The organism is Micromonospora sp. DT41, assembly GCF_049841715.1.
GTDB lineage: Bacteria > Actinomycetota > Actinomycetes > Mycobacteriales > Micromonosporaceae > Micromonospora > Micromonospora profundi.
Window position 1 is genome coordinate 246,418 of the sequence record NZ_JBNCKU010000011.1, and the last position, 22,184, is coordinate 268,601.

Below are 22,184 nucleotides of genomic sequence, written 5' to 3' on the forward strand. Positions count from 1 at the left end.
CGGGACGGTTTCTTTCCAGTCAACCCATTGACACCGCAAAGGTCTGCGGGAAATATCTGCCACCATCCACCGGATACGCCGGCACTTGTCTTCGAACCCGATGACAACGATGTCAGGCCGACCGGCCACTCACGACCGACCACTCACGACAGCCATCGCCGCAGCCCAGACGTTCGACGTACTCGACCGGTTCGAGTCGAAAGGCCCCGCCCCTATGCCGTATCTCCCCCGTACGCGCACCCTGTCCCTCCGGCTGGTCGCAGCGACCACCGCCGCCCTGCTGCCGGTGGGGCTGGTCGTCGCCGCGCCGCTGGCCAGCGCCGCCCCCAACGCCGCGCCGCCCGGCACCTTCAGCAGCTCGTTCGAGTCGGCCGACGCGCAGCCCGCCGCCAGTGCCGTCGAGGTCGACGCGAAGGGCAGGCCGGTCCAGGCGAACCTCACCGGATCGGCACGCCGTGTGCTGCCCGGCAGCCTGCTCGGCCAGGTCGCCACTGTGACCGCCAGCGCCGAGAACCCACCGAACGAGACCGCCGCGAAACTCGCCGACGGCGACCCCTCGACGAAGTGGCTGGCGTTCGACAGGACCGGCTCGGTGACGTACCAGCTGACCAAGCCGGCGGTCGTCGCGCGGTACGCGCTGACCTCGGCCGACGACGAGCCGACCCGTGACCCGAAGGACTTCACCCTCCAGGGGTCCACCGACGGCAGCACCTGGACCGACATCGACCGGCAGACCGGCCAACGCTTCGCCAAGCGGTTCGCCAGGAACACCTACACGGTCACCAACACCACCGCGTACGGGTTCTACCGGCTGGCCATCTCCGCGAACTCGGGCGCCGCGCTCGTGCAGCTCGCCGACTTCGACATCAGCGACGGCTCGGACGTCCGGCCACCGGCCCCGCCCATGGTCAGCGTCGTCGGTGCCGGACCACTCGGCGGGTACACCACGAAGCCGGGCGTCGGCTTCACAGGGCTCGCCGCCCTACGCTACGCGGGCGGCGCCGAGAGCGACGGCCGGTCGTACGCGACGAACAAGTTGTTCGACGTCGCCATCCCGGTCGGCCCGCACACCCGGCTGTCCTACAAGATCTTCCCCGAGTTCACCGGCTCTGACACCCAGTACCCGTCCACCTTCGCGGCCCTCGACCTGCACTTCACCGACGGCAGCTACCTCAGTGGACGGGCGGTCGTGGACCAGCACGGCAACCCGCTGACCGCCGCCGGGCAGGGCACCTCGAAGGCGCTCTTCGCCGACCAGTGGAACGCGGTGCAGGCCGACATCGGCGCGGTCGCCCGGGGCAAGACCATCGACCGCATCCTGCTCGCCTACGACAACCCGCGTGCCACCGGGGACACCCGGTTCAGCGGCTGGCTGGACGACATCGAGGTGACGGGCACTCCGGCGTCGATCGACGGCTCCCGGCTCACCAACTACGTCGACACCCGGCGGGGCACCAACTCGACAAGCGGATTCTCGCGCGGCAACAACCTGCCGATCACGGCGCTGCCCAACGGCTTCAACTTCTTCACGCCGGTGACCGACGCGACGTCCGATTCCTGGGAGTACCACTACCACCGGACGAACAACGCGGCCAACCTGTCCACGCTCCAGGGCCTCGCGATCTCCCACGAGCCCAGCCCGTGGATGGGTGACCGCAACCAGATGTCGGTGATGCCGGTGGCCGGCGACGGTCCGCTGACCGGGACGCCGGCCAGCCGGGCGCTCGCCTTCCGGCACGCCGACGAGACGGCACAGCCCGACCTCTATCGGGTCACGCTTCAGAACGGCCTGGTCGCCGAGATGTCGCCCACCGACCACGCCGGCATCATGCGGTTCACCTTCCCGTCCGGGTCGCCGACCGGAAGCGTCGTCTTCTACAACGGCACATTCACCATCGGTACGGACGGCACGTTCACCGGCTGGGTCGACAACGGAAGTGGCCTGTCGGCCGGACGTAGCCGCATGTTCGTGTCCGGCGCCTTCGACCGCGCGCCCACCGCGTCGTCGGCGACGTCGGCGACCTTCGACGTCTCGGCGAACCGCCAGGTGACGATGCGGCTCGCGACGTCGTTCCTCTCGGTCGACCAGGCCCGCCGCAACCTCGACCTGGAGGCGACCGGGCGCAGCTTCGACCAGATCCGCGCCGCCGCCACCGCGGCGTGGAAGGACCGGCTCGGCCGCGTCGAGCTGCGCGGCGCCACCGAGGCGCAGCTCGTGACCATGTACTCCAACCTGTACCGGCTGAACCTGTACCCGAACTCGCAGTCGGAGAACACCGGCACCGCCGCCAAGCCGCACTGGCAGTACGCGAGCCCGGTGTCGGCACCGACCGGCACGTCGACAGCCACCCGCACCGGCGCGAAGATCGTCGACGGGCAGATCTACGTCAACAACGGCTTCTGGGACACCTACCGCACCGTGTGGCCCGCGTACGCGCTGCTGTACCCGGACGTCGCCGCGAAGATCTCCGACGGCTTCGTCCAGCACTACCGCGACGGCGGCTGGATCGCCCGCTGGTCGTCACCCGGCTACGCCGACCTGATGACCGGCACCAGCGCGAACGTGGCGCTTGCCCAGGCGTACCTCAGCGGGGTCAAGCTGCCCGACCCGCTGGCGGCGTACGACGCGGCGGTCAAGGACGCGACCGTCGCGTCCGGACGCAGCGAGGTCGGCCGCAAGGGCATCGAGACCTCACTGTTCCTCGGCTACACCCCGACCTCCACCCATGAGTCGGTGTCGTGGGCGCTGGAGGGCTTCATCAACGACTACGGCATCGGCAACATGGCCGCGGCCCTCGCCAAAGACCCGGCCACCCCGAAGTCGCAGCGTGAACGCCTCAAGGAGGAGTCCCGGTACTTCCTTGAGCGCGCCCGCAACTACGTGCACCTCTTCGACCCGAAGACGAAGCTCTTCCAGGGCCGCGACGCCTCCGGCGCGTTCCTCGCCGGTGACCCGCTGGACTGGGGTGGCGTCTACACCGAGACCAACGGGTGGAACTTCGCGTTCACCGCGCAGCAGGACGGCCAGGGCCTGGCCAACCTGTACGGCGGGCGCAAGGCGCTGCGGGACAAGCTCGACGAGTTCTTCGCGACCCCGGAGAACGCCGACCGCCCCGGCGGGTACGGCGGGATCATCCACGAGATGCTCGAGGCGCGGGCGGTACGGATGGGCCAGCTCGGCATGAGCAACCAGCCGTCGCACCACATCCCGTACATGTACGACGTCGCCGGCGCGCCGGCCAAGACCCAGGCGGCCGTCCGCGAGATCATGCGGCGTCTCTACGTCGGCAGCGAGATCGGCCAGGGCTACCTGGGCGACGAGGACAACGGCGAGATGTCGGCCTGGTACGTCCTCAGCTCGCTGGGCATCTACCCGTTGCAGGCCGGGTCGACCCACTGGGCCATCGGCTCGCCGCAGTTCACCAGGATGACCGTCCGCCGCACCAGCGGAGACATCGTGGTCAACGCGCCGAACAACAGCACCCGCAACGTGTACGTGCAGGACGTGAAGGTCAACGGCAAGAAGCAGCGCGGGGTGTCGATCGACGTGGCCGAGCTCGTCAAGGGCGGCACCATCGACTTCCAGATGGGCCCCAACCCGTCGTCCTGGGGGACCGGCAAGAACGACGTACCGCCGTCGTTGACCAAGGGTGACAAGGCGCCGAAGCCGTTGCAGGACGTCACAGGCCCTGGCCTGGGCACCGCCACGGCGACCGGCGGTCAGGACGCCTCGAAGCTGTTCGACGACTCGTCGACCACCCAGCTGACCTTCGCCTCGGCGACGCCGCAGATCACCTGGGCGTTCCGTGGCGGCAAGCAGAAGCCGACGTTCTACACCGTCACGTCCGGTGCGGGTGCGGGCGACCCGGCGGACTGGCGGTTGCAGGGCTCCAACGACGGCATCACCTGGAGCACCCTCGACTCCCGCACGGGCGAGGTGTTCCGCTGGCGCAACCAGACCCGTCCATTCCAGATCGACAAGCCGGGGCGTTACACCCAGTTCCGTCTCGTCGTCACCAGGACCGTCGGCGCCGCGCAACCGACCCTCGCCGAGATCGAACTGCTCGCCGGAGGCGACATCGACCTGGGCGGCGGCGACATCACGGTGACCGCCACCGACGGCGTGCACGCCAGGTCCGGCGCACCGGTGTCGGTGCCACTGGCCACTGTCACCGGAGGCGCCGCCGACGACTACCGGGCCACCATCGACTGGGGTGACGGCTCACCTGTCACCGACGGCACCCTGACGCTGAGTTCCCGGGCCGTCTACCGGGTCAGCGGCGAGCACACCTACACCACGCCCGGCTACCACCAGGCGAACGTCACAGTCACCGACGGCACCAGCCAGGCTTCGGCGACGGTCGGCGTCGACGTCGCGTACGTGCCGGAAGGCGGCCTCACCGCGGCGTTCGACACCGTCTGCATCGGTGACGAGGGCACCCTCGCGGCGGACTGCGACGCCAAGTCGTGGGCATACTCGCGGGCCGCCCTGGCAGCGGCCGGTGTCACCCCCGGTCAGCGGCACGAGGTGCCCGCAACGGCGTTGGCCTTCACCCTTCCGGTGATCCCGGCGGGGCAGCCGGACAACGCCACGGGCAACGGCGCGACGATCGACCTGCACCTGCCGGCCGACGCCCGGAGCATCTCGTTCATCGGCGCCGGCACGCAGGGCAACCAGAGCACCACGGGCACCGCGACGTTCAGCGACGGCAGCACCGCCAGCATCCCGATCCAGATGAGTGACTGGACGCTCGGCGGCAACGCCAACGGCACCCCGTCCTACGGCAACATCGTTGTCGCGAAGTCCGCGTACCGGTTGAGTGGCACCAGCCGGGACGGCGCCCAGCCGTTCCTGTTCGCCACCGCGCCGTACCAGATCCCGGCGGGTAAGACGCTTGTGTCGGTGACCCTGCCGACGCAGACCGGCGACCCCCGCTCGGCGGGCCGGATCCACGTGTTCGCCGTGGCCGACGACGGCACGCCGGCTCCCGCGCTGGCGATGACAGCCGCGGCCGACCAGAAGGCCACCGCCGGGCAGGCCCTCGCGGCGAACCTCGGTTCGGTGAGCGGCGGCGTGCCCGGTACGACGGGCTACCGCGCCCGCGTCCAGTGGGGTGACGGCACGGTTCCGCAGGACGTCACGATCGGGTCGTCCGGCGCGCTGAGCGGGCAGCACACCTACGCGCGGGAGGGCACCTACACGGTGCACGTCACGGCGTGGGACACGCTGGCGAGCAGCACCACCGCCTTCACAGTGACCGTCGCACGCGGTGGATCGCAGCCGGCGATCGCACTGCCGGGGGCCGGCGCCGTCACGACCGGCGACGCGATCACCGTCGACGGCAGCGGGTTCGCCGTCGGCGAGCAGGTGACAGTCACCGTCGGCACCGACCCGTCCCGGACCACGACTGTCGCGGCCTCCGCGAGGGGAACGGTACGGGCTTCGGTCCCGACCTCCGGTGACGCGCAGCCCGGCCGGTACGCCGTCACCGCGACGGGCGCGTCCACCCGTACGCCGGCCACGGCCACCGTGCAGGTGACCGGGCGGGTGCAGGCACCGAGCTACAAGCCTCGGGCGGCGCTGACGAACACGGCGGGGCCACGCGGTACGTCGATCACTGTCGACGGTTCCGGGTTCGTACCGAACGAGGAGGTCACTATCGCCTTCGACGACCGCCTGGCGGTCACGTCCGTGCGGGCCAACGGCGACGGTGTGATCTCCGGCGCGACTGTCGTCGTCCCGGGTGCGGCGAAGGTGGGCGCGACAAGCGTCACGCTTACCGGCGCCCGGTCGGCGACGACTGTGTCCCGGCCGTTCACCGTCACCGGCGCGAAGTGAGTAGGCGGTAGCGCAGCCGCTGGGGGCGGGCCGTGACCGCGGCCCGCCCCCAGCGGGGCGACAGAGCACAGCGGCGCGGGCTAGCGTCCACTGTCATGGTCGATCATCCACTGCTCGCGTCCGGGCGCGACGCCGATGTCTTCGCGCTCGACGAGCTGAGGGTGCTGCGTCGCTACCGCCAGGGCGGAGACACGGCGTCGGAGGCCGCGTTGATGCGCCACCTCCGCAAATCCGGCTACCCGGTCCCGGCCGTCCACGCTTCGGACGGCCCCGACCTGGTGCTGGAACGACTCGACGGCGAGACGCTCCTGGCCTCGATGCTCGCCGAGCGCACCGACGTCGACACGGCCGCCGACCTGCTCGTGGACCTGCACAACCGTCTGCATGCCCTGCCGCCCCGGTTCAGCGCCGACCCGGCCGCCCGCGTCCTGCACCTCGACCTGCACCCACAGAACGTCATGGTGACCTCGCGTGGGCCGGTCGTGATCGATTGGCGCAACGCTGCCGAAGGGCCGGCCGACCTGGACGTGGCAATGACCGCTCTGATCCTCGCCGAGGTGGCGGTCGGCCCGGACCCGCAGCTCGCCGGCTTTGCCCGCGCCGGGCTCGACGCCTTTCAGCGACGGGCGGAGCCACCCCGGGCCGGCCAGCTGCGGCGGGCGCTGGGCCTGCGCCGGTTCGACCCCGCGCTCTCCGCCACCGAGAAGGCGGCCCTGGGCCTCGCCGCCGCCCTGGTCCACACCCGAGAGGGCTGACAGGTCGCCGGCCTCGTCCGCCGGTGCCGCTAGAGCGGGGCGAGATCGGGAACGCCGTACTGCTTGTCGAGGACCTGCATGGCCGCACCGGCGGCGATCACGTCCGCGCCGAGGCTGGACAGCGTCACGTCAGTGGTGAGCCAGTCCGCGCGGGGCACCTCGGTGTGCACTGCCTCCTCGACCGCAGCGAGGTAGGTGTCCGCGTGCCGCAGGAGGTCGGCGCCGGCCAGCACCACGCGGGAGAGGTCGAGGGTCTGGAGCAGGTTGACCACGCCGACGGCCAGGACCCGGGCCGCCCGCCCGATGTCGCCGGCCTCGGCGGCGCGGTGGTGCACGATCTCCAGACATCCGTGCCGCCCGCAGACGCACGACGGCCCGTCCAGGGCGACGACCGTGTGGCCGAACTCCCCGGCGTTGGTGTGCGCGCCCCGGTGTGCCGTGCCGCCCAGCCAGAAGCCTCCGCCGATGCCGGACTCGACCATGATGAGGACGGCGTCGCCGAAGGTCCCGCCGTGGCGCCACGCCTCGGCCGTGATCCCCGCGGTGACGTCCTTGTCGAGGTGCACGGGCAGGCCCAGGTGGGCCTCGGCGAGGTCGCGCAGCGGGACGTCGTGCCAGTGCCGCAGACCGTGGGCGTCCCGGACCAGGCCCCGTGCGTGGTCCAGCGGGCCGATCATGCCGATGCCCACGCCGGTCAGCCGGCCCCGCAGGTCGGCGCCGCCGGGTATCGCGTCGATGCCGGAACTGAGCGCGTCGAGGAGCTGCGCCGGGGTGAAGTCGCCGGGCAGTGGGCTGACCGTCGAGTGCTGCACCGTGCCGGCCAGGTCGACGAGGACCAGCCGCAGCGTACGGCGGGCGACGTGGGCGCCGATGGCGTACCGGCTGTCGGGCACGATCTCGTAGACGACTGCGGGCTTGCCGATGCCGGGCCGGCGGACGCCTGCGGTGCGGATCAGGCCGTCGGCGCTCAGCCGGGCGAGGACCTTGGAGACGGCTTGCGGCGTCAGGCCTGTGGCGTCGACGACTGTCGACCGCTCGAACGTCCGCACGGTACGTCCCAGCGCCATGACCAGTGCCTGGTTGTAGCCGCGCAGGAAGGTGACGTCGGCTGTGGTGCGCGTCATCTCACCACCCTATTACGCAACGCTGTTGCTAAATTCGCTCGGTGCATGCACTGAGCAGAAATCGACGCCTGGGGGCGGTTCTCGCGTTGGCGCTGGGCGGTGTGGCGGTCGGCCTCACCGAGTTCGCGGCGATGGGCCTGCTGCCCGACATCGCACGCGGCCTGCTCCCACAGCAGTACGCGGAGTCGTCGTCGGACGCGGTGGCCCGCGCGGGTTGGACGATCACCGCCTACGCGCTCGGCGTGGTGGTGGGCGCGCCGCTGATCGCCGCGCTGACCGCCCGACTGCCGCGTAAGAAACTGGTTCTCGGCCTGCTCGTCCTCTTCATCGTCGGCACCGTCGCCTCGGCGATCGCGCCCACGTTCGACCTGGTGCTGGTGGCCCGGTTCGTCGCGGCGCTGCCGCACGGCGCGTACTTCGGCGCGGCGGGTCTGCTCGCGGCGGCCCTGCTCGGCCCCGGCAACGAGGCCCGGGGTTTTGCCGCCGTGCTCGGTGGTCTCACCGTGAGCAACCTGGTGGGCGTGCCGGCGGTCACGCGGCTCGGGCAGGCGGTCGGCTGGCGGGCCGCGTACCTGGTCATCGCCGGTGTGTTCGTGCTCACGCTGCTGGCGGTCCTGGCCGTCGTTCCGGAGGTCGTCGCGGCTGTCGACGCCTCGCCGGCCGCCGAGTTGCGGTCCCTGCGGACCTCGCAGGTGTGGCTCGTGGCGGCCACCGGGGCAGTGGGCCTCGCCGGTCTCTTCGCGGTCAACACCTACCTCGCGCCGGTCACCACCGACGTCGCAGGACTCTCGGCCACGACCGTGCCGTGGGCGCTCGTCGCGGTGGGCCTGGGCATGACGGTCGGCAATGCCCTGGGCGGTTGGCTCGCGGACCGGGACCTGCACCGGAGCATGTTCGTCGGCTTCGTCGCCATGATCGTCAGCATCGCCGTCTTCGGCCTCGTCGCGTCGAACCCGGTCGGCCTGTTCGTGGGCGCGTTCCTGGTGGGCGCGACAAGCCTCTACCTGGGGCCGGTCGTACAGGCGCGCCTGATCACCGTCGCGCCGGGAGCGCAGTTGATGGGCGCGGCGATGAGCCAGTCCGCCATGAACGTCGCCAACAGCCTCGGCGCCGCGCTGGGTAGCGTCGTCATCGCCGCGGGGTTCGGCTATCTCGCGCCGGCCTGGGTGGGCGTGGTCCTCGCGATTCTCGGCCTGGGCCTGGCGGTGCTCAGCTACGCGACCGAGCGACGGACGCGTGCCACGCAGCCGGTCGCCCTCGCGGGCTGACCCGTCGATCGATGGCGGTGGGCGTCGGCGCCGGCGACACGCCGACGCCGACATGTGGGGTGTGACAAACGCTGCCGCCCCTATATATGGTGTCGAGCGCAGCTGGTTCGGCCGCTCCGGCGGTCGAGGCAACAGGGAACCCGGTGAAAATCCGGGACTGTCCCGCAGCGGTGAGTGGGAACGACAGCCGTCATAGGCACTGGGCCACAAGGCCTGGGAAGCGACGGCCAGTAGGAGACCGGCGAGCCCGGTCGTGCCCGCGAGTCCGAAGACCTGCCAGCGCGCCGTACACCCGCACCCGGGTGGACGGCGGTCCGAGGCCGCGTGGGACGGCTGACGCCACCTGACCCACGCCCTGCGGGCGTGGCGTCCGCCGGTGTCTGCTCCCGCGCGTCCGAGGGCCATCTGGTCTCGAACTCGCGAGGAGTGAGTGGTGACAGTCACCGAGGTAGCCCCGGTCAGCGGCGAGACGGCAGTGCGGCGGACGCCGATGCAGGTCCGCAAGCGCGACGGCCGCATGGAGCCCGTGGACGTGAACCGGATCGTCCGGGCGGTCGAGCGGTGGGCCGACGACCTGACCGACGTCGACCCGCTGCGGGTTGCCACCCGCACGATCAGCGGCCTGTACGACGGAGCGACGACGGCCGAACTGGACCGGCTGTCCATCCAGACCGCCGCCGAGATGATCGGCGAGGAACCGCAGTACTCGCGCCTGGCCGCCCGACTGCTGTCCGGCTACGTCGACAAGGAGGTGCGCCGGCAGGGCGTCACCTCGTTCAGCGCGTCGATCCGGATCAGCCACGCCGAGGGCCTGATCGGTGACGGCACCGCCGCGTTCGTCGCCGCGCACGCCGCGCTGCTCGACGACGCGATCGACAGGGACGGCGACCGGAGGTTCGAGTACTTCGGCCTGCGTACCGTCTACGACAGGTACCTGCTGCGCCACCCCACCAGTCGGCTGGTTCTGGAGACGCCGCAGTTCTGGCTGCTGCGGGTGGCCTGCGGCCTGTCCCGTACGCCGGACGAGGCTGTCGGTTTCTACCGGCTGATGTCCAGCCTGGCCTACCTGCCCAGTTCCCCGACGTTGTTCAACTCCGGCACCCGGCACACGCAGATGTCCTCCTGTTACCTGGTCGACTCGCCGCGCGACGAGCTGGACTCGATCTACCAGCGGTACGCGCAGGTCGCCAACCTGTCCAAGTTCGCCGGCGGCATCGGCATCGCCTACTCCCGGGTCCGGTCCCGGGGCGCGTTGATCCGCGGCACGAACGGGCAGTCCAACGGGATCGTGCCGTGGCTGCGCACCCTTGACGCGAGCGTCGCCGCCGTCAACCAGGGCGGCCGGCGCAAGGGCGCTGCCTGCGTGTACCTGGAGCCGTGGCACCCGGACATCGAGGAGTTCCTGCAACTGCGGGACAACACCGGCGAGGACGCCCGGCGTACCCACAACCTGAACCTGGCCAACTGGATCCCCGACGAGTTCATGCGCCGGGTCGAGGCCGACGAGATGTGGTCGCTGTTCGACCCGAACGAGGTGCCCGAGCTGCCCGACCTGTGGGGGGAGCGGTTCGACGCCGCGTACCGCAGGGCCGAGGCGCAGGGCCGCTACGTGCGGCAGGTCCCGGCGCGGGAGCTGTACGGGAAGATGATGCGCACCCTCGCCCAGACCGGCAACGGGTGGATGACCTTCAAGGACGCCGCCAACCGGTTGTGCAACCAGACCGCCGAGCCGGGCAACGTCGTGCACCTGTCCAACCTCTGCACCGAGATCATCGAGGTGTCCAGCGACGCCGAGACGGCGGTGTGCAACCTGGGTTCGGTGAACGTCGCCGCGCACCTCACCGGCGACGGCATCGACTGGCCGAAGCTGCGCGAAACGGTCCGGACGGCTGTGACGTTCCTCGACCGGGTCATCGACATCAACTACTACCCGACAGCGCAGGCGGCGGCGAGCAACCCCCGCTGGCGGCCGGTCGGGCTCGGGCTGATGGGTCTCCAGGACGTGTTCTTCGCGCTGCGGCTGCCGTTCGACTCGCCTGCCGCGCGGGAGCTGTCCACCCGGATCAGCGAGGAGCTGTACCTGACCGCGCTGGAGACCTCCGCCGACCTGGCCCGCCACGCCGGCGCACACCCGGCGTTCGGGCAGACCCGGGCCGCGCGAGGCGACCTGCAACCGGACCTGTGGGGCATCGAGGGTACGCAGACCGCGCGCTGGGCGGCGCTACGCGAGCGTGTCGCGGCGTACGGGCTGCGCAACTCGCTGCTCGTGGCTGTCGCGCCCACGGCGACAATCGCCTCGATCGCCGGCTGCTACGAGTGCGTCGAGCCGCAGGTGTCCAACCTGTTCAAGCGCGAGACCCTGTCCGGTGAGTTCCTCCAGGTCAACACCGCTCTGGTACGCGAGCTGAAGGCCCGTGGCCTGTGGACCGACGAGATCCGGTCGGCGATCCGCCGAGCCGAGGGGTCGGTGCAGGGCATCGCGGCGCTGCCGGCAGACGTGCGGGAGCTGTTCCGCACCGCGTGGGAGCTGCCGCAGCGGGCGCTCATCGACCTGGCCGCCGCCCGCGCCCCGTTCATCGACCAGTCCCAGTCGCTGAACCTGTTCCTGGCCTCGCCCACCATCGGCAAGCTCTCCTCGATGTACCTGTACGCCTGGAAGGCCGGGCTGAAGACCACCTACTACCTGCGGTCGCGCCCCGCCACCCGCATCCAGCAGGCAACAGTGGCTCTCGTCGCGCCGTCCACTACCGACGCCGAGGCGCTGGCCTGCTCGCTGGAGAACCCCGAGTCGTGCGAGGCCTGCCAGTGACCGCCGCCGACACCACTACCGACACTGCCAACACGAGGACCACGCACATGCTGCTCGACCCCGGGATGGATCTCACCCTGCGCCCGATGCGCTACCCGCACTTCTTCGACAGGTTCCGCGACGCCATCCGCAACACCTGGACGGTCGAGGAGGTCGACCTGCACGCCGACCTCACCGACCTGGACAAGCTGTCGCCCGCCGAGCGGCACCTGGTCAGCCGCCTCGTGGCGTTCTTCGCCACCGGCGACACGATCGTCGCCAACAACCTCGTGCTCAACCTCTACCAACACGTCAACAGCCCGGAGGGCCGGCTCTACCTGTCCCGGCAGCTGTTCGAGGAGGCCGTGCACGTCCAGTTCTATCTCAACCTGCTCGACACGTACGTGCCCGACGAGGCCGAGCGGTTCGCTGCCTTCGCCGCCATCGAAAACATCCCCTCGATCCGCCGCAAGGCCGAGTTCTGCTTCCGCTGGATCGACTCGCTGAACGACCTGCGGCAGCTGCGGACCCGCGAGGATCGGCGGACGTTCCTGCTCAACCTGATCTGCTTCGCCGCCTGCATCGAGGGGCTGTTCTTCTACGGCGCGTTCGCCTACGTCTACTTCCTGCGCTCCCGGGGTCTGCTGCACGGCCTTGCCTCCGGCACCAACTGGGTGTTCCGCGACGAGTCGATGCACATGGCGTTCGCGTTCGACGTCGTCGACACCGTCCGTGCCGAGGAGCCGGACCTGTTCGACGACGACCTCGCCGACCAGGTCCGTCAGATGATCAACGAGGCCGTCGAGTGCGAGGTGCAGTTCGCCGAGGACCTGCTGGGCCACGGTGTGCCGGGCCTGACCCTTGCCGACATGCGGGAGTACCTCCAGCACGTCGCCGATCGCCGCCTCGCCCAGCTCGGCATCGCGCCGCACTACGGGTCGAGCAACCCGTTCGCCTTCATGGAGTTGCAGGACGTGCAGGAGTTGTCAAACTTCTTCGAGCGGCGGGTGTCGGCGTACCAGGTAGGGGTGACGGGTTCGGTCGCCTTCGACGACGACTTCTAGCCGGTGGTCGTGCGGGGGGCTCGGCCACCCGCCGCCCGGTAGGCGGGTGGCCGAGCCCAGCTCCCGCGCGGGAGCCTGACGACTCAGCTCGTGGTGCAGGTGAGACTGGCCGGTGGGTTGTTTGTGCCGTTCCAGGAGCCCGTGAACCCGAAGGTGGTCGAGGCGCCGGCGGCGAGCGCGCCGTTGTAGGCGACGTTTGTCACCCGTACCGCCGATCCGCTCTGGGTGTGGGTGCCGCTCCAGAGCTGGCCGATGGTCTGCCCGTTGGGGAAGGTCCAGGACACGGTCCACCCGTTTATCGGCGTGGAGCCGGCGGTGACGGTGACTGTGGCCTGGAAGCCGCCCGCCCACGAGTTGTCGATGGCGTAGGAGGCAGTCGCCGACCCTGACGGCGGGGGAGTGGAGGTCGGCGTGGGGGTCGCAGTCGGGGTGGGCGTCGGGATCGGTGTCGGCGTCGGAATCGCCGTCGCCGTCGGACTCGGCGCGACCCCGGGGTACGCCCGGTAGGACTGTCCCGCCTGCACCGTGAGTTCGATGACGTCGGACTCGATCCTCGTGGTGCGGGCCGGGGCGCCGGTGACCGCGTCGACGACCGAGTGGGTCGCGGTGAACAGCCGCGAGCGCAGTCGGACCGTAGCGCCCCGGTCGGCGCCGACCAGGATCTCCTGGGGCTGGGCGGCACTCCACGCGATGCCCACTGTGTAGCCACCTCGCGCACGGAGGCCGGTCACCCGGCCCTGCGGCCAGGCGCTGGGCAGCGCCGGAAGGATGTGCAGTTCGCCGTTGTGGCTGTGCAGCAGCATCTCGGCGATGCCCGCTGTCGCGCCGAAGTTGCCGTCGATCTGGAACGGCGGGTGCAGGTCGAACATGTTCGGCGCCAGCCTGGCGGTGGTGACCAGGCCGCGCAGGATCCGGTGCGCCCGCGCGCCGTCCTCCAGTCGCGCCCAGAAGTTGATTTTCCAGGCCAACGACCAGCCCGTCCCGTCGTCGCCGCGCAACTCAAGGGTCCGCCGCGCGGCCTCGTACAGCTGAGGTGTGCCCCGGCGGGTGATCTGGTTGCTGGGGTGCAGTCCGTAGAGGTGGGAGACGTGCCGGTGGTTGGGCTCGGTCTCCACCCAGTCGTACAGCCACTCCATGACGTTGCCGCGCGAGCCGATCCGGGTCGGAGGGAGCCGGTCGCGGGTAGCGCGGACCTGCGCCCGGAACGTGGGGTCCACGTCGAGGATCTCGCTGGCCCGGGCGCACCCGTCGAACAGGTCGCGCAGGATCTGGTTGTCCATCGTGGGCCCGGCGCAGACGCTGGCGTTGGCGTGGTGGGACAGCTCCGGCGAGTTCGACGGGTTGGTGACGAGCCAGCCCAGGGTCGGCTCCGTCTGGAGGGTGTCCAGGAAGAACTGCGCGGCCCCCTTCATTGCCGGGTAGTGCGCCCGCAGGAACTCGACGTCGCCGGTGAACAGGTAGTGGTCCCAGATGAGGGTGCTCAGCCAGGCGCCGCCGGTCTGCCACATTCCCCAGAACGCGCCGTCGACGACAGCTGTGGCCCGCCACGCGTCGGTGTTGTGGTGGGTGACCCAGCCGCCGGCGCCGTACTGCACCTGGGCGGTTCGCGCGCCGGCCACCGCCAGATCCTTGATCATCTCGAAGACAGGTCGGTGACACTCGGGCAGGTTCGTCGAGTTGGCCGGCCAGTAGTTCATCGGCAGGTTGACGTTGATCGTGTACTTCGAATCCCACGAGGGGGTCATCTGGTCGTTCCAGATGCCCTGGAGGTTCGCCGGCTGGCTGCCGGGGCGCGAGGACGAGATCAACAGGTACCGGCCGTACTGGAACAGCAGCGCCGAGAACTGCGGGTCGGTGGACGAGCTGTGCTGCGCGATCCGCTCGTCGGTCGTCCGGTCGGCGGCGGCGGTGCGACCCAGATCGAGGCTCACCCGCCCGAACAGCGCCTGGTAGTCGGCGATGTGCCGGCTGCGGAGCTCGTCGACGCTACGAGCCCGGGCGGCGGTCAGGTTCCGGCGGGCGATGCCCTGGTAGTCGCCACCGACGTTGCGGTAGGTGACATAGCTGGAGCCGATCGAGATCAGCAGTGTGGCGCTTGTGGCGCCGGAGACCCGCAGCGTGCCGCCGGAGCTGGTGACTGTGCCACCGGTGACTGTGGCGTGGGTCAGCGCGTGGAAGCGGACCGCGCCGGTGACGCCCTCCTGGCTGCCGGACGTGCCGTCCAGGGCGATCGTGGCACCGTCCGGGCTGGACACCGTGGTGCGTTGCGGGCTGTCGAACGTCGCAGTGAACGTGAGCGAGGCCGCCCTGTCGACGCTCAGGCGTACCACTATGACCTGGTCCGGTGCGCTGGCGAAGACCTCCCGCTCGTGGCGTACACCGTTGAGCACGTACGCCACCGAGGTGGTCGCCGTGGTGAGGTCGAGCCGCCGGGTGTACTGCGACGCGCTCGTCGAGGTGCCGAAGGCCAGGCGCAGGTTCCCCACCGGCTGGTACGCCAGCTGCCCGACCGGGTTGCCGAGCATCGTCTGGTTGATCAGATCCTGCGCCTGCGTCCACTGGTTGGCGAAGACCCGTCGACGGATCTCCGCTATCGATCCGGCGCCTCTCGTGTTGCTGGGATCGTGTGGACCGCCTGCCCAGACGGTGTCCTCGTTGAGCTGGAGGGTTTCCCGGTCGACGTTGCCGAAGACCATGGCGCCGAGGCGACCGTTGCCGATCGGCAGTGCCCGCAACCAGTCAGTGCCGGCCGATTCGTCATACCACAGCACAAGGTCGTTAGCGGCCTGCGCCTCGGCCGATGCGGGCGCCGGGCTGTCGCCGAGCTGGGAGAGCGGCAACAGCGCGCCGGTGGCGCCCGCTGCTCCGATTTTGAGCGCCTGCCTGCGCGTTACATCTGACATCTCGGGCCTCCTCGGGGCGGCGCTCGTCGCGGCTCGGTATCTCCGCATCGGATGTCTGCGCTGGTGTAGACCGGTCATGCATCCGACACAATGACGAAACCATAGAGCAATCTGAATGGAAAAGATATGATGCTTGCGGGCCGGATGGCCGACGGGGGCGGGCCCGTCTCGTCGTTGCCCCGACGAGACGGGCCGGCGCCCTCCGAAGTCGTCAGGCCGATGCGCAGCTCAGGTTTCCCGGCGGCTCGTTGCTCCCGGTGCTCGCGCTGAGGTAGCCCACAGTGGTCGACGTTCCCGCCGCGAGTTGGCCGTTGTAGCCGGCGTTTGCCAGGGTCACCTGGTTGCCCTGCTGGCTGAACGTGCCGTTCCAGCTCTGCGCCACCGTCTGCCCGCTGGCGAGGGTGAAGGTGACCCGCCAGCCGTTGATCGTGCTGGCCCCCGCGTTGGTGACAGTCACCCGCCCCTCGAACCCGCCCTGCCAGCTGTTGACCACCGTGTGGGTGGCCGCGCAGGACTGCCCACCCGGACTGGTCGGCGTCGGCGTCGGCGTCGGCGTGGGGGTCGGGATCGGCGTGGGCGTGGGCGTGGGGATCGCTGTGGGGGACGGCGTGGGCGTCGGGTTGCCGCCGCTCTGGAACTGCCACCAGTTGACGTTGAACAGGTTGCCGCTGCCCCCGGTGAACCGCAGGTACAGGTCCTGGTTGCCGGTTGCGCCGCTGACCGCGCAGGAGACGGTCTGCCAGCTCTGCCACCCGCCGGTGCCCGGCACGGAGCAGCTACCTACCCGGGTGCCGGTGGGGCTGCCGAGACGCAGCTCGATGCTGCCGCCGGAGGTCGCCGAGGCCACCCGGGCGCTGAACGATGTCGCGCCCGCGCCGAAGCCCACTCCCTTTACCTTGATGTAGTCGCCGTTCTCGATGAAGCCGACGTTCATCCCGCCCTCGCTGGCCGGCTCCGTCTCGATGCCGGAGCCCCAGGCGATGGTCTCGGCCTCCTGCCGTACGTACGGATTCAGCGTCCCGATCTGTGGCGCGCCGGTCGTGGTCATGTTGATCGTCGGGATGGTGCCGTTGGTGTTGTAGGTGAACTTCTCCACCGCCACCGAGCGGGTGTAGCCGCTGCCGCCGGGCAGCGCGCCGTTGTGGTAGAAGAAGTACGAGCCGCCGTTGAAGTCGATGACCCCGGCGTGATTGGTGAAGCTGGCGCCCTGCCGAGGCATGATCGTCCCCCGGTACGTCCAGGGGCCGGTCGGGCCGGTCGCTGTCGAGTAGCCGATGAACTCCGAGCAGCACTCCGCCGCGAACACGTTGTAGTAGACGCCGTTGCGCTTGTAGACCCACGGGCCTTCCTCGTACAGCGTGGGCCTGCTCGTGCTGCCGGACCGGGCGCCGAAGCCGGTGGTGGTGAGCGGGATCTTGGTGGCGCTACCGCTGTACGAGATCATGTCCGCGTTCAGCTTCACGTACCAGAGGTTGGGGTTTCCCCAGTACAGGTACGCCTGGCCGTCGTCGTCGACGAACACTGTGGGGTCGATCTCGCCGTTGCCCACCAGTGGCCGCCCGATGGCGTCCCGGAACGGCCCGGTGGGACTGTCGGACACCGCGACGCCGATGGCCATCGAGTTGGTCGCACGGGCGGTCACCGGGACGTACCAGTAGAACTTTCCGTTGCGGGCGATGACCTGGCCGGCCCACGCGTTGGCGCTGGCCCAACTGAAGGTGCTGACGCTCAGCGGGGAGCCGTGGTCGGTCCAGTTGACCATGTCGGCGGAGGACCACACCCGCCAGTCCTTCATCGTGAAGTACGTGGAGCCGTCCTCGTCATGACCGGTGTAGAGGTAGACGCGTCCGTCGTGCACCAGCGGGGCGGGGTCGGCGGTGTAGATGTGCTGGACGATGGGGTTGTCCGCGCGCGCCGCGGTGGCCGGCAGCAGCGTCGAGACGAGCAGCAGGCTCACCAGCCAGGCGCCCGCGCGCCTGAGCCGGGTCCTCGGCGGTGTGGGTGTGGATGTCATCGGTACCTCCCAGGGATGGGACGCTCACCTGACGGATCGAAAGAGCGGAGACGGGGCCGTAGGGCAGGGGGTATCGGCACCGCACGGAGGCCTGTGGTCGGGGACGGCGCTCGACTCGGCGCGTGGCGGTGTCGTGGATCGGCACACGGAGGTTGTGTTGGATGCCCGCAGGCTCCCGCAGGGGCGGGCCGGGGTGCTCAACGTCCTGTGGAGAGGCCCGGACACCCGCCAGCGGGGCGTTGCTCGTGCGCGGCTCCACCGGCCCGGCGGGGTCCTGTGGAGGGGTGAAGCGTGCCCTGCGCCTCTGGGGCCCGAGCGTAGTCTGTTATCGCTAACATTCACAAGCCATGGACGGCCCTGAATCTCGACCAACCCGGCCGCGCACCGCTCAAGTCACGGTCGTGGCGACCCGAGCCGCCCGATCGTCAGCGCTGCAACCGCGTCGGACTGTCCGGTCCAGTGCGGCGGACGAGCCAGGCCTCGGTGATGTGGGTGAACATCGCCTGGGCGGCGCCGTCCGGGTCGTGTGCGGCGATGCGCTCGTGGATGCGCCGGTGCCCCTGGTTGGAGGCCACGCACATGGCGCGCTCAGGGCGGCCCATGTACCGCGCGGTGTTGACGACCTGGCTCTCCAGCGACCGGACGACGCCCCGCGCGATCCGGTTTCCGGATGCCTGCATGACGGTGTCGTGGAAGGCGCGGTCGTGCTCCTGGTAGGCGAGGTGGTCGTCGACGAGTTCGTCCATCCGGTCGACCAGAGCGCGCAGCCGGTCGATGGTGTCCTGGTCGGCGAGTCGGGCGGCCACATTGGCCATGTCGGACTCCAGCACCCGCCGGGTGACCACCAGGTCGTCGAGGATCGCCAGGCTGTCGTCCTCGGCGATGGTCGCGGCGAGAACGAGTTCGTCGAGCATGTCCCACGCCGACGGAGGGGTGACCAGTGTGCCGCTGCCCTGGCGGACCTGCACGAGGCCCTTTTCCTGGAGGATCTTCACCGCCTCGCGGATGACGGTCCGGCTCACCGAGAAGGTCTCGCAGAGCACCGGTTCGGGGGGCAGCGGGGTGCCCGGCGGGTGAACGCCCTGGACGATCCGGTTCACCAATTCTGCGGTGATCGCTCGTGCCAGGTTGGCCGGACGGCGAGCCCAGGTGGGTGCCGCTGAACCATTCACTGTCGTCTCGTTCGATGCCGTCATGTCCACCTCCGCGTGGCTGCCCCGAGCCACGATTTCGCCCCAGTGTACGGGTAAACGTTGACGTGATACGTCATACGAGTTACGTTCTCGGTCATTCTTGCATCGACGGCCGGTTCTGCGGCCACTCCCCATACGAAGGTGAGCAACGATGAAGCAACGAGCAGTGTGGGCCGCAGTCCTCGTTGCGGGGCTGGCCCTGACGGGCTGTGGAAGCGCCACCGGATCTGGTTCGTCGTCCTCGGGCTCGGCCGACAAGCTGATCGTCTGGGACTGGAAGTCCGGCGAGGCGAGCTCCGCCGCGTACGTGGAGAAGGCCAAGGCCGACTTCGCCAAGAAGCACAAGGACGTCACAGTCGAGTTCGTCGCCCAGCCGTTCGACCAGTACTACACGCTGCTGGGCGCGGCGATACAGTCCGGTAAGGGGCCGGACGTCATCCTCTTCAACGGCGGCGGCCAGATCCGTGACCGGGTCGGCTCCCTCCTGCCGTTGGACGAGCAGGTGGCCGAGGACCGGCAGCGGCTGGCCGGCTGGGACGCGTTCGCCAAGGACGGCAAGACCTACGCCGCACCGGTGACCCTCCAGGGGCACCCGATCTACTACAACAAGGCGCTCTACGAGAAGGCCGGCCTCGACCCGGCGAAGCCGGCCACGACCTGGCCGGAGTTCCTCGCCAACTGCGGCACCATCACCAAGGCGACAGGTGCCAAGTGCTTCGCCGTCGGCAACAAGGAGGGCATCGGCATCCAGTTCTTCCTGTCCGCCATGGCGTCGGGCATCCTCACCGGCCAGGAGTACGACGACTGGATCGCCGGCAAGCGGGACTGGAACTCGCCCAACGTCAAGCGGATCTTCCAGCTGTGGAAGGAGACCGGCACCGCGGGGTTGAACAACGACGGGGCGAACTCCACGGCGATGTTCAACGACGCGTTCGCCGTCTTCCAGTCCGCCAAGGCCGCGCACATCATCGGCCTGATGTCCGACATCGGGCACTGGAAGGACTTCAACGAGTTCGTCACGCCCGAGAAGCTCGGCGTCATGACGGCGCCGGTGGTGACCGCCGGCACCACGCCGAGCCTGCCGTACGACGGCGGCATCGGTTACGCGGTCGCCAAGTGGACGAAGGACCCGAAGGTGGCCGCCGATCTGGTGCGTTCGCTGACCTCCACCGACGCGCTGAAGGCGTTCTACGCCAACGCCGGCGCGATCACCGCCGACACGACGATCGACGTGTCGCAGGGCGGCCCTGCCGTGACCACGATCGTCTCCGAGATCAAGACCGGCAAGCCCGCGCCGCACGTGGCGCTCTCGTCGAAGTCGATCGACCTGATGGGCAGGCTGTCCCAGCAGTTGCTCAGCGGTTCGGTCACCGTCGACGAGGTCGTGAAGCAGATGGCAGCTTCCGACGCGGCGGGCTGATCTCGTGCCGATCGGAAAGTCGCTCCCGTCGGTCCGTCCGGTCTCGACCGGGCGGGCCGGCGGGGTGCAGCCCACACCGCCGCCGGAGCACCGCGTTCGCGGCGCCGCCCGGCGTGCCGCCGGTGGCCGCCGCGCCGAACTCCTCGCGCCGTTCGTGCTCGTCGCTCCCGCCATCCTGATCCTCGTGCTGCTGCGGCTGTGGCCGCTGCTGCTCGGCGTCAACTTCTCCTTCACCGGCGACGGCGAGCGCGACGGCGCGGCCGTCGGCTTCGACAACTACGTCGACCTGTTCCACGACCCGCTGTTCCAGCAGGCGCTGCGCAACGTCGGGTTGCTGGTGCTGCTCCTGCCGGTGGCGGTGGCGATCCCGGGCATCATCGCCACGTTCATCTACCTGCGCGTGCCAGGGCACCGGTTCTACCGCAGCGTCTACTTCTTCCCGGCCGTGCTGTCCCCGGTCATCGTCGGCGCGATCTTCAACCTTCTGCTGTCCTTCGACGGCCCTGTCAACTCCGTGCTCGGCGCGGTCGGCATCGGCCCCGTGGACTGGCTCGGCGACTCGGACGTCGCCATGTTCGCAGTCGTCGGCGTCCACGTCTGGGCGACCTTCGGGATGGCGCTCGTGGTGTTCCTGGCCGGCTTCGCGACCCTGGACGGCACGCTGCTGGACGCCGCCCGGATCGACGGCGCGTCACTGGGCCAGGTCATCCGGCACGTGATCATCCCCAGCCTCACCCGCACCATCCAGTTCGTCTTCGTGACCACGATGATCGGGATGCTGACATCGATGTTCGGCCTGCTCTACGTCATGACCACCGGCGGCCCGGAGGGTTCGACGTACCTGCCGGAGTACTACATCTGGATCCAGCAGGGCCAGATGAACCGTCCGGCGCTCGCGTCGGCCGCGTCGACGGTCCTCTTCGTCATCATGCTCGTCGTCGGGCTGCTGCAACTCAAACTGCTCCGACGATCGGGGAAGGTGGACTGATGTCCCGCGTCCGACTGGGCCGCTGGCTGCTCGTTCTCCCGATGGGGTTGCTCGCCCTCGCGACGATCTACCCGCTGCTGTTCACCGCCAACGTCGCGATGAAGACCCGGCGGGAGTACATCCTCGACCGTTTCTCGCTTGCCGACTCCCTGCGCCTGGAGAACATCACCACGGCGTGGAGCAGCGTCGGGATGGCCCGGTACGCCGCCAACTCGTTGCTCGTGGTGGCCTGCTCTGTGTTCCTGCTGCTGCTCTTCGGGTCGATGGCCGGCTTCGCGCTGAGCCAACTGCGGTTCCGTGGCTCGTCGGCGTTGTTCATCGGCTGCCTCGCGGCGCTCTTCGTGCCCTTCCAGGTGATCATGGTGCCGCTGGCTCGGATCATGGCGGACACCGGCCTCGTCGACACGTACCCGGGGCTGATCCTCGCCTACGTCGCGCAGTTCCTGCCGTTCACGATCTTCCTGATGGCCAGCTACTACAAGACCATCCCGGCGGAGATCGTCGACGCGGCCCGGATCGACGGCAACAGCGTGTACGGCGTCTACGGCCGGATCATGCTGCCGCTCGGCGCTCCGGCGCTGCTGTCGGTAGGCATCCTCAACACCCTGTTCTGCTGGAACGACGTGCTCATCGCGCTGCTGATGATGCCGTCGGCCGACCATCGCACCCTGATGGTCGGGGTGACCTCGCTGCGCGGGCAGTACTCCGAGGACATCCCCACGTTCGCCTCAGGGGTGCTCATCGCCGCGATTCCCGTCCTGGCGGTCTACCTGTTCCTTCAGCGCCAGATCGCAGACGGCGTCGCCGCTGGTTCCACGAAAGGCTGAT

Annotated in this window: 12 protein-coding genes and 1 riboswitch; of the genes, 8 read left to right on the forward strand and 4 right to left on the reverse strand. The window is 69.7% G+C overall.

The features are described 5' to 3' along the window. Window positions 1-214 precede the first annotated feature (214 nt). Window positions 215-5,839: a GH92 family glycosyl hydrolase gene (locus tag ACLQ23_RS21850; protein ID WP_355591588.1), complete on the forward strand. Its 5,625-nt coding sequence runs from the start codon at window positions 215-217 to the stop codon at window positions 5,837-5,839. Window positions 5,840-5,934: 95 nt separating this feature from the next. Further along, complete coding sequence (locus ACLQ23_RS21855; protein WP_355591585.1) at window positions 5,935-6,594, forward strand: phosphotransferase; 660 nt, start codon at window positions 5,935-5,937, stop codon at window positions 6,592-6,594. 29 nt (window positions 6,595-6,623) lie between these two features. On the opposite strand, the gene ACLQ23_RS21860 is transcribed toward ACLQ23_RS21855, so the two are convergent. Then, entirely contained in the window at window positions 6,624-7,718 is a 1,095-nt protein-coding gene (locus ACLQ23_RS21860) for an ROK family transcriptional regulator (RefSeq protein ID WP_355591582.1), read from the reverse strand. 41 nt (window positions 7,719-7,759) lie between these two features. On the opposite strand from ACLQ23_RS21860, the gene ACLQ23_RS21865 reads away from it, so the two are divergent. The 3 genes from ACLQ23_RS21865 (at window position 7,760) to ACLQ23_RS21875 (ending at window position 12,838) form a co-directional block, all read left to right on the forward strand. After that, on the forward strand, window positions 7,760-8,986 hold the full coding sequence (locus ACLQ23_RS21865) for an MFS transporter (RefSeq protein WP_355591579.1): 1,227 nt from the start codon (window positions 7,760-7,762) through the stop codon (window positions 8,984-8,986). Between the two features lie 86 nt (window positions 8,987-9,072). Beyond that, window positions 9,073-9,281, forward strand: a riboswitch (cobalamin riboswitch). 195 nt (window positions 9,282-9,476) lie between these two features. Next, window positions 9,477-11,795, forward strand: a complete 2,319-nt coding sequence (locus tag ACLQ23_RS21870; protein ID WP_355592094.1) for a ribonucleoside-diphosphate reductase subunit alpha — start codon at window positions 9,477-9,479, stop codon at window positions 11,793-11,795. A 47-nt stretch (window positions 11,796-11,842) separates the two neighbouring features. Continuing rightward, window positions 11,843-12,838, forward strand: a complete 996-nt coding sequence (locus ACLQ23_RS21875) for a ribonucleotide-diphosphate reductase subunit beta (RefSeq protein ID WP_355591576.1) — start codon at window positions 11,843-11,845, stop codon at window positions 12,836-12,838. 83 nt (window positions 12,839-12,921) lie between these two features. On the opposite strand, the gene ACLQ23_RS21880 is transcribed toward ACLQ23_RS21875, so the two are convergent. The 3 genes from ACLQ23_RS21880 to ACLQ23_RS21890 all read right to left on the reverse strand — a co-directional run bounded on the left by ACLQ23_RS21880 (window position 12,922) and on the right by ACLQ23_RS21890 (window position 18,951). Then, the gene (locus ACLQ23_RS21880) at window positions 12,922-15,741 is read right to left on the reverse strand and encodes a glycosyl hydrolase family 95 catalytic domain-containing protein (RefSeq protein ID WP_355591573.1); all 2,820 of its coding nucleotides are present in this window, start codon (window positions 15,739-15,741) and stop codon (window positions 12,922-12,924) included. A gap of 211 nt (window positions 15,742-15,952) precedes the next feature. Continuing rightward, the gene (locus ACLQ23_RS21885; protein WP_355591570.1) at window positions 15,953-17,755 is read right to left on the reverse strand and encodes a family 43 glycosylhydrolase; all 1,803 of its coding nucleotides are present in this window, start codon (window positions 17,753-17,755) and stop codon (window positions 15,953-15,955) included. A gap of 425 nt (window positions 17,756-18,180) precedes the next feature. Further along, the gene (locus ACLQ23_RS21890) at window positions 18,181-18,951 is read right to left on the reverse strand and encodes a FadR/GntR family transcriptional regulator (RefSeq protein WP_355591567.1); all 771 of its coding nucleotides are present in this window, start codon (window positions 18,949-18,951) and stop codon (window positions 18,181-18,183) included. A gap of 148 nt (window positions 18,952-19,099) precedes the next feature. Here ACLQ23_RS21890 and ACLQ23_RS21895 point away from each other — a divergent pair, with 148 nt between their 5' ends. Genes ACLQ23_RS21895 through ACLQ23_RS21905 form a run of 3 tightly spaced genes read left to right on the forward strand, consistent with a single transcriptional unit; the run spans window position 19,100 to window position 22,183 of the window. Further along, window positions 19,100-20,368, forward strand: a complete 1,269-nt coding sequence (locus tag ACLQ23_RS21895) for an ABC transporter substrate-binding protein (protein WP_425881019.1) — start codon at window positions 19,100-19,102, stop codon at window positions 20,366-20,368. Window positions 20,369-20,372: 4 nt separating this feature from the next. Next, on the forward strand, window positions 20,373-21,356 hold the full coding sequence (locus ACLQ23_RS21900; protein WP_425881020.1) for a carbohydrate ABC transporter permease: 984 nt from the start codon (window positions 20,373-20,375) through the stop codon (window positions 21,354-21,356). Then, window positions 21,356-22,183 carry a carbohydrate ABC transporter permease gene (locus tag ACLQ23_RS21905; protein ID WP_355591558.1) on the forward strand — a complete coding sequence of 276 codons (828 nt, stop codon included), beginning with the start codon at window positions 21,356-21,358 and terminating at the stop codon, window positions 22,181-22,183. The genes ACLQ23_RS21900 and ACLQ23_RS21905 overlap by 1 nt, the downstream gene beginning before the upstream one ends. Window position 22,184: the final 1 nt, after the last annotated feature.

Excerpts from the sequence above, each read along its gene's own strand:
- ACLQ23_RS21850 (WP_355591588.1), top strand. The coding sequence starts at position 215 with ATGCCGTATCTCCCCCGTACGCGCACCCTGTCCCTCCGGCTGGTCGCA.
- ACLQ23_RS21855 (WP_355591585.1), top strand. The coding sequence starts at position 5,935 with ATGGTCGATCATCCACTGCTCGCGTCCGGGCGCGACGCCGATGTCTTC.
- ACLQ23_RS21860 (WP_355591582.1), bottom strand. The coding sequence starts at position 7,718 with ATGACGCGCACCACAGCCGACGTCACCTTCCTGCGCGGCTACAACCAG.
- ACLQ23_RS21870 (WP_355592094.1), top strand. The coding sequence starts at position 9,477 with ATGCAGGTCCGCAAGCGCGACGGCCGCATGGAGCCCGTGGACGTGAAC.
- ACLQ23_RS21875 (WP_355591576.1), top strand. The coding sequence starts at position 11,843 with ATGCTGCTCGACCCCGGGATGGATCTCACCCTGCGCCCGATGCGCTAC.
- ACLQ23_RS21880 (WP_355591573.1), bottom strand. The coding sequence starts at position 15,741 with ATGTCAGATGTAACGCGCAGGCAGGCGCTCAAAATCGGAGCAGCGGGC.
- ACLQ23_RS21885 (WP_355591570.1), bottom strand. The coding sequence starts at position 17,755 with ATGACATCCACACCCACACCGCCGAGGACCCGGCTCAGGCGCGCGGGC.
- ACLQ23_RS21890 (WP_355591567.1), bottom strand. The coding sequence starts at position 18,951 with ATGACGGCATCGAACGAGACGACAGTGAATGGTTCAGCGGCACCCACC.
- ACLQ23_RS21895 (WP_425881019.1), top strand. The coding sequence starts at position 19,100 with ATGAAGCAACGAGCAGTGTGGGCCGCAGTCCTCGTTGCGGGGCTGGCC.
- ACLQ23_RS21905 (WP_355591558.1), top strand. The coding sequence starts at position 21,356 with ATGTCCCGCGTCCGACTGGGCCGCTGGCTGCTCGTTCTCCCGATGGGG.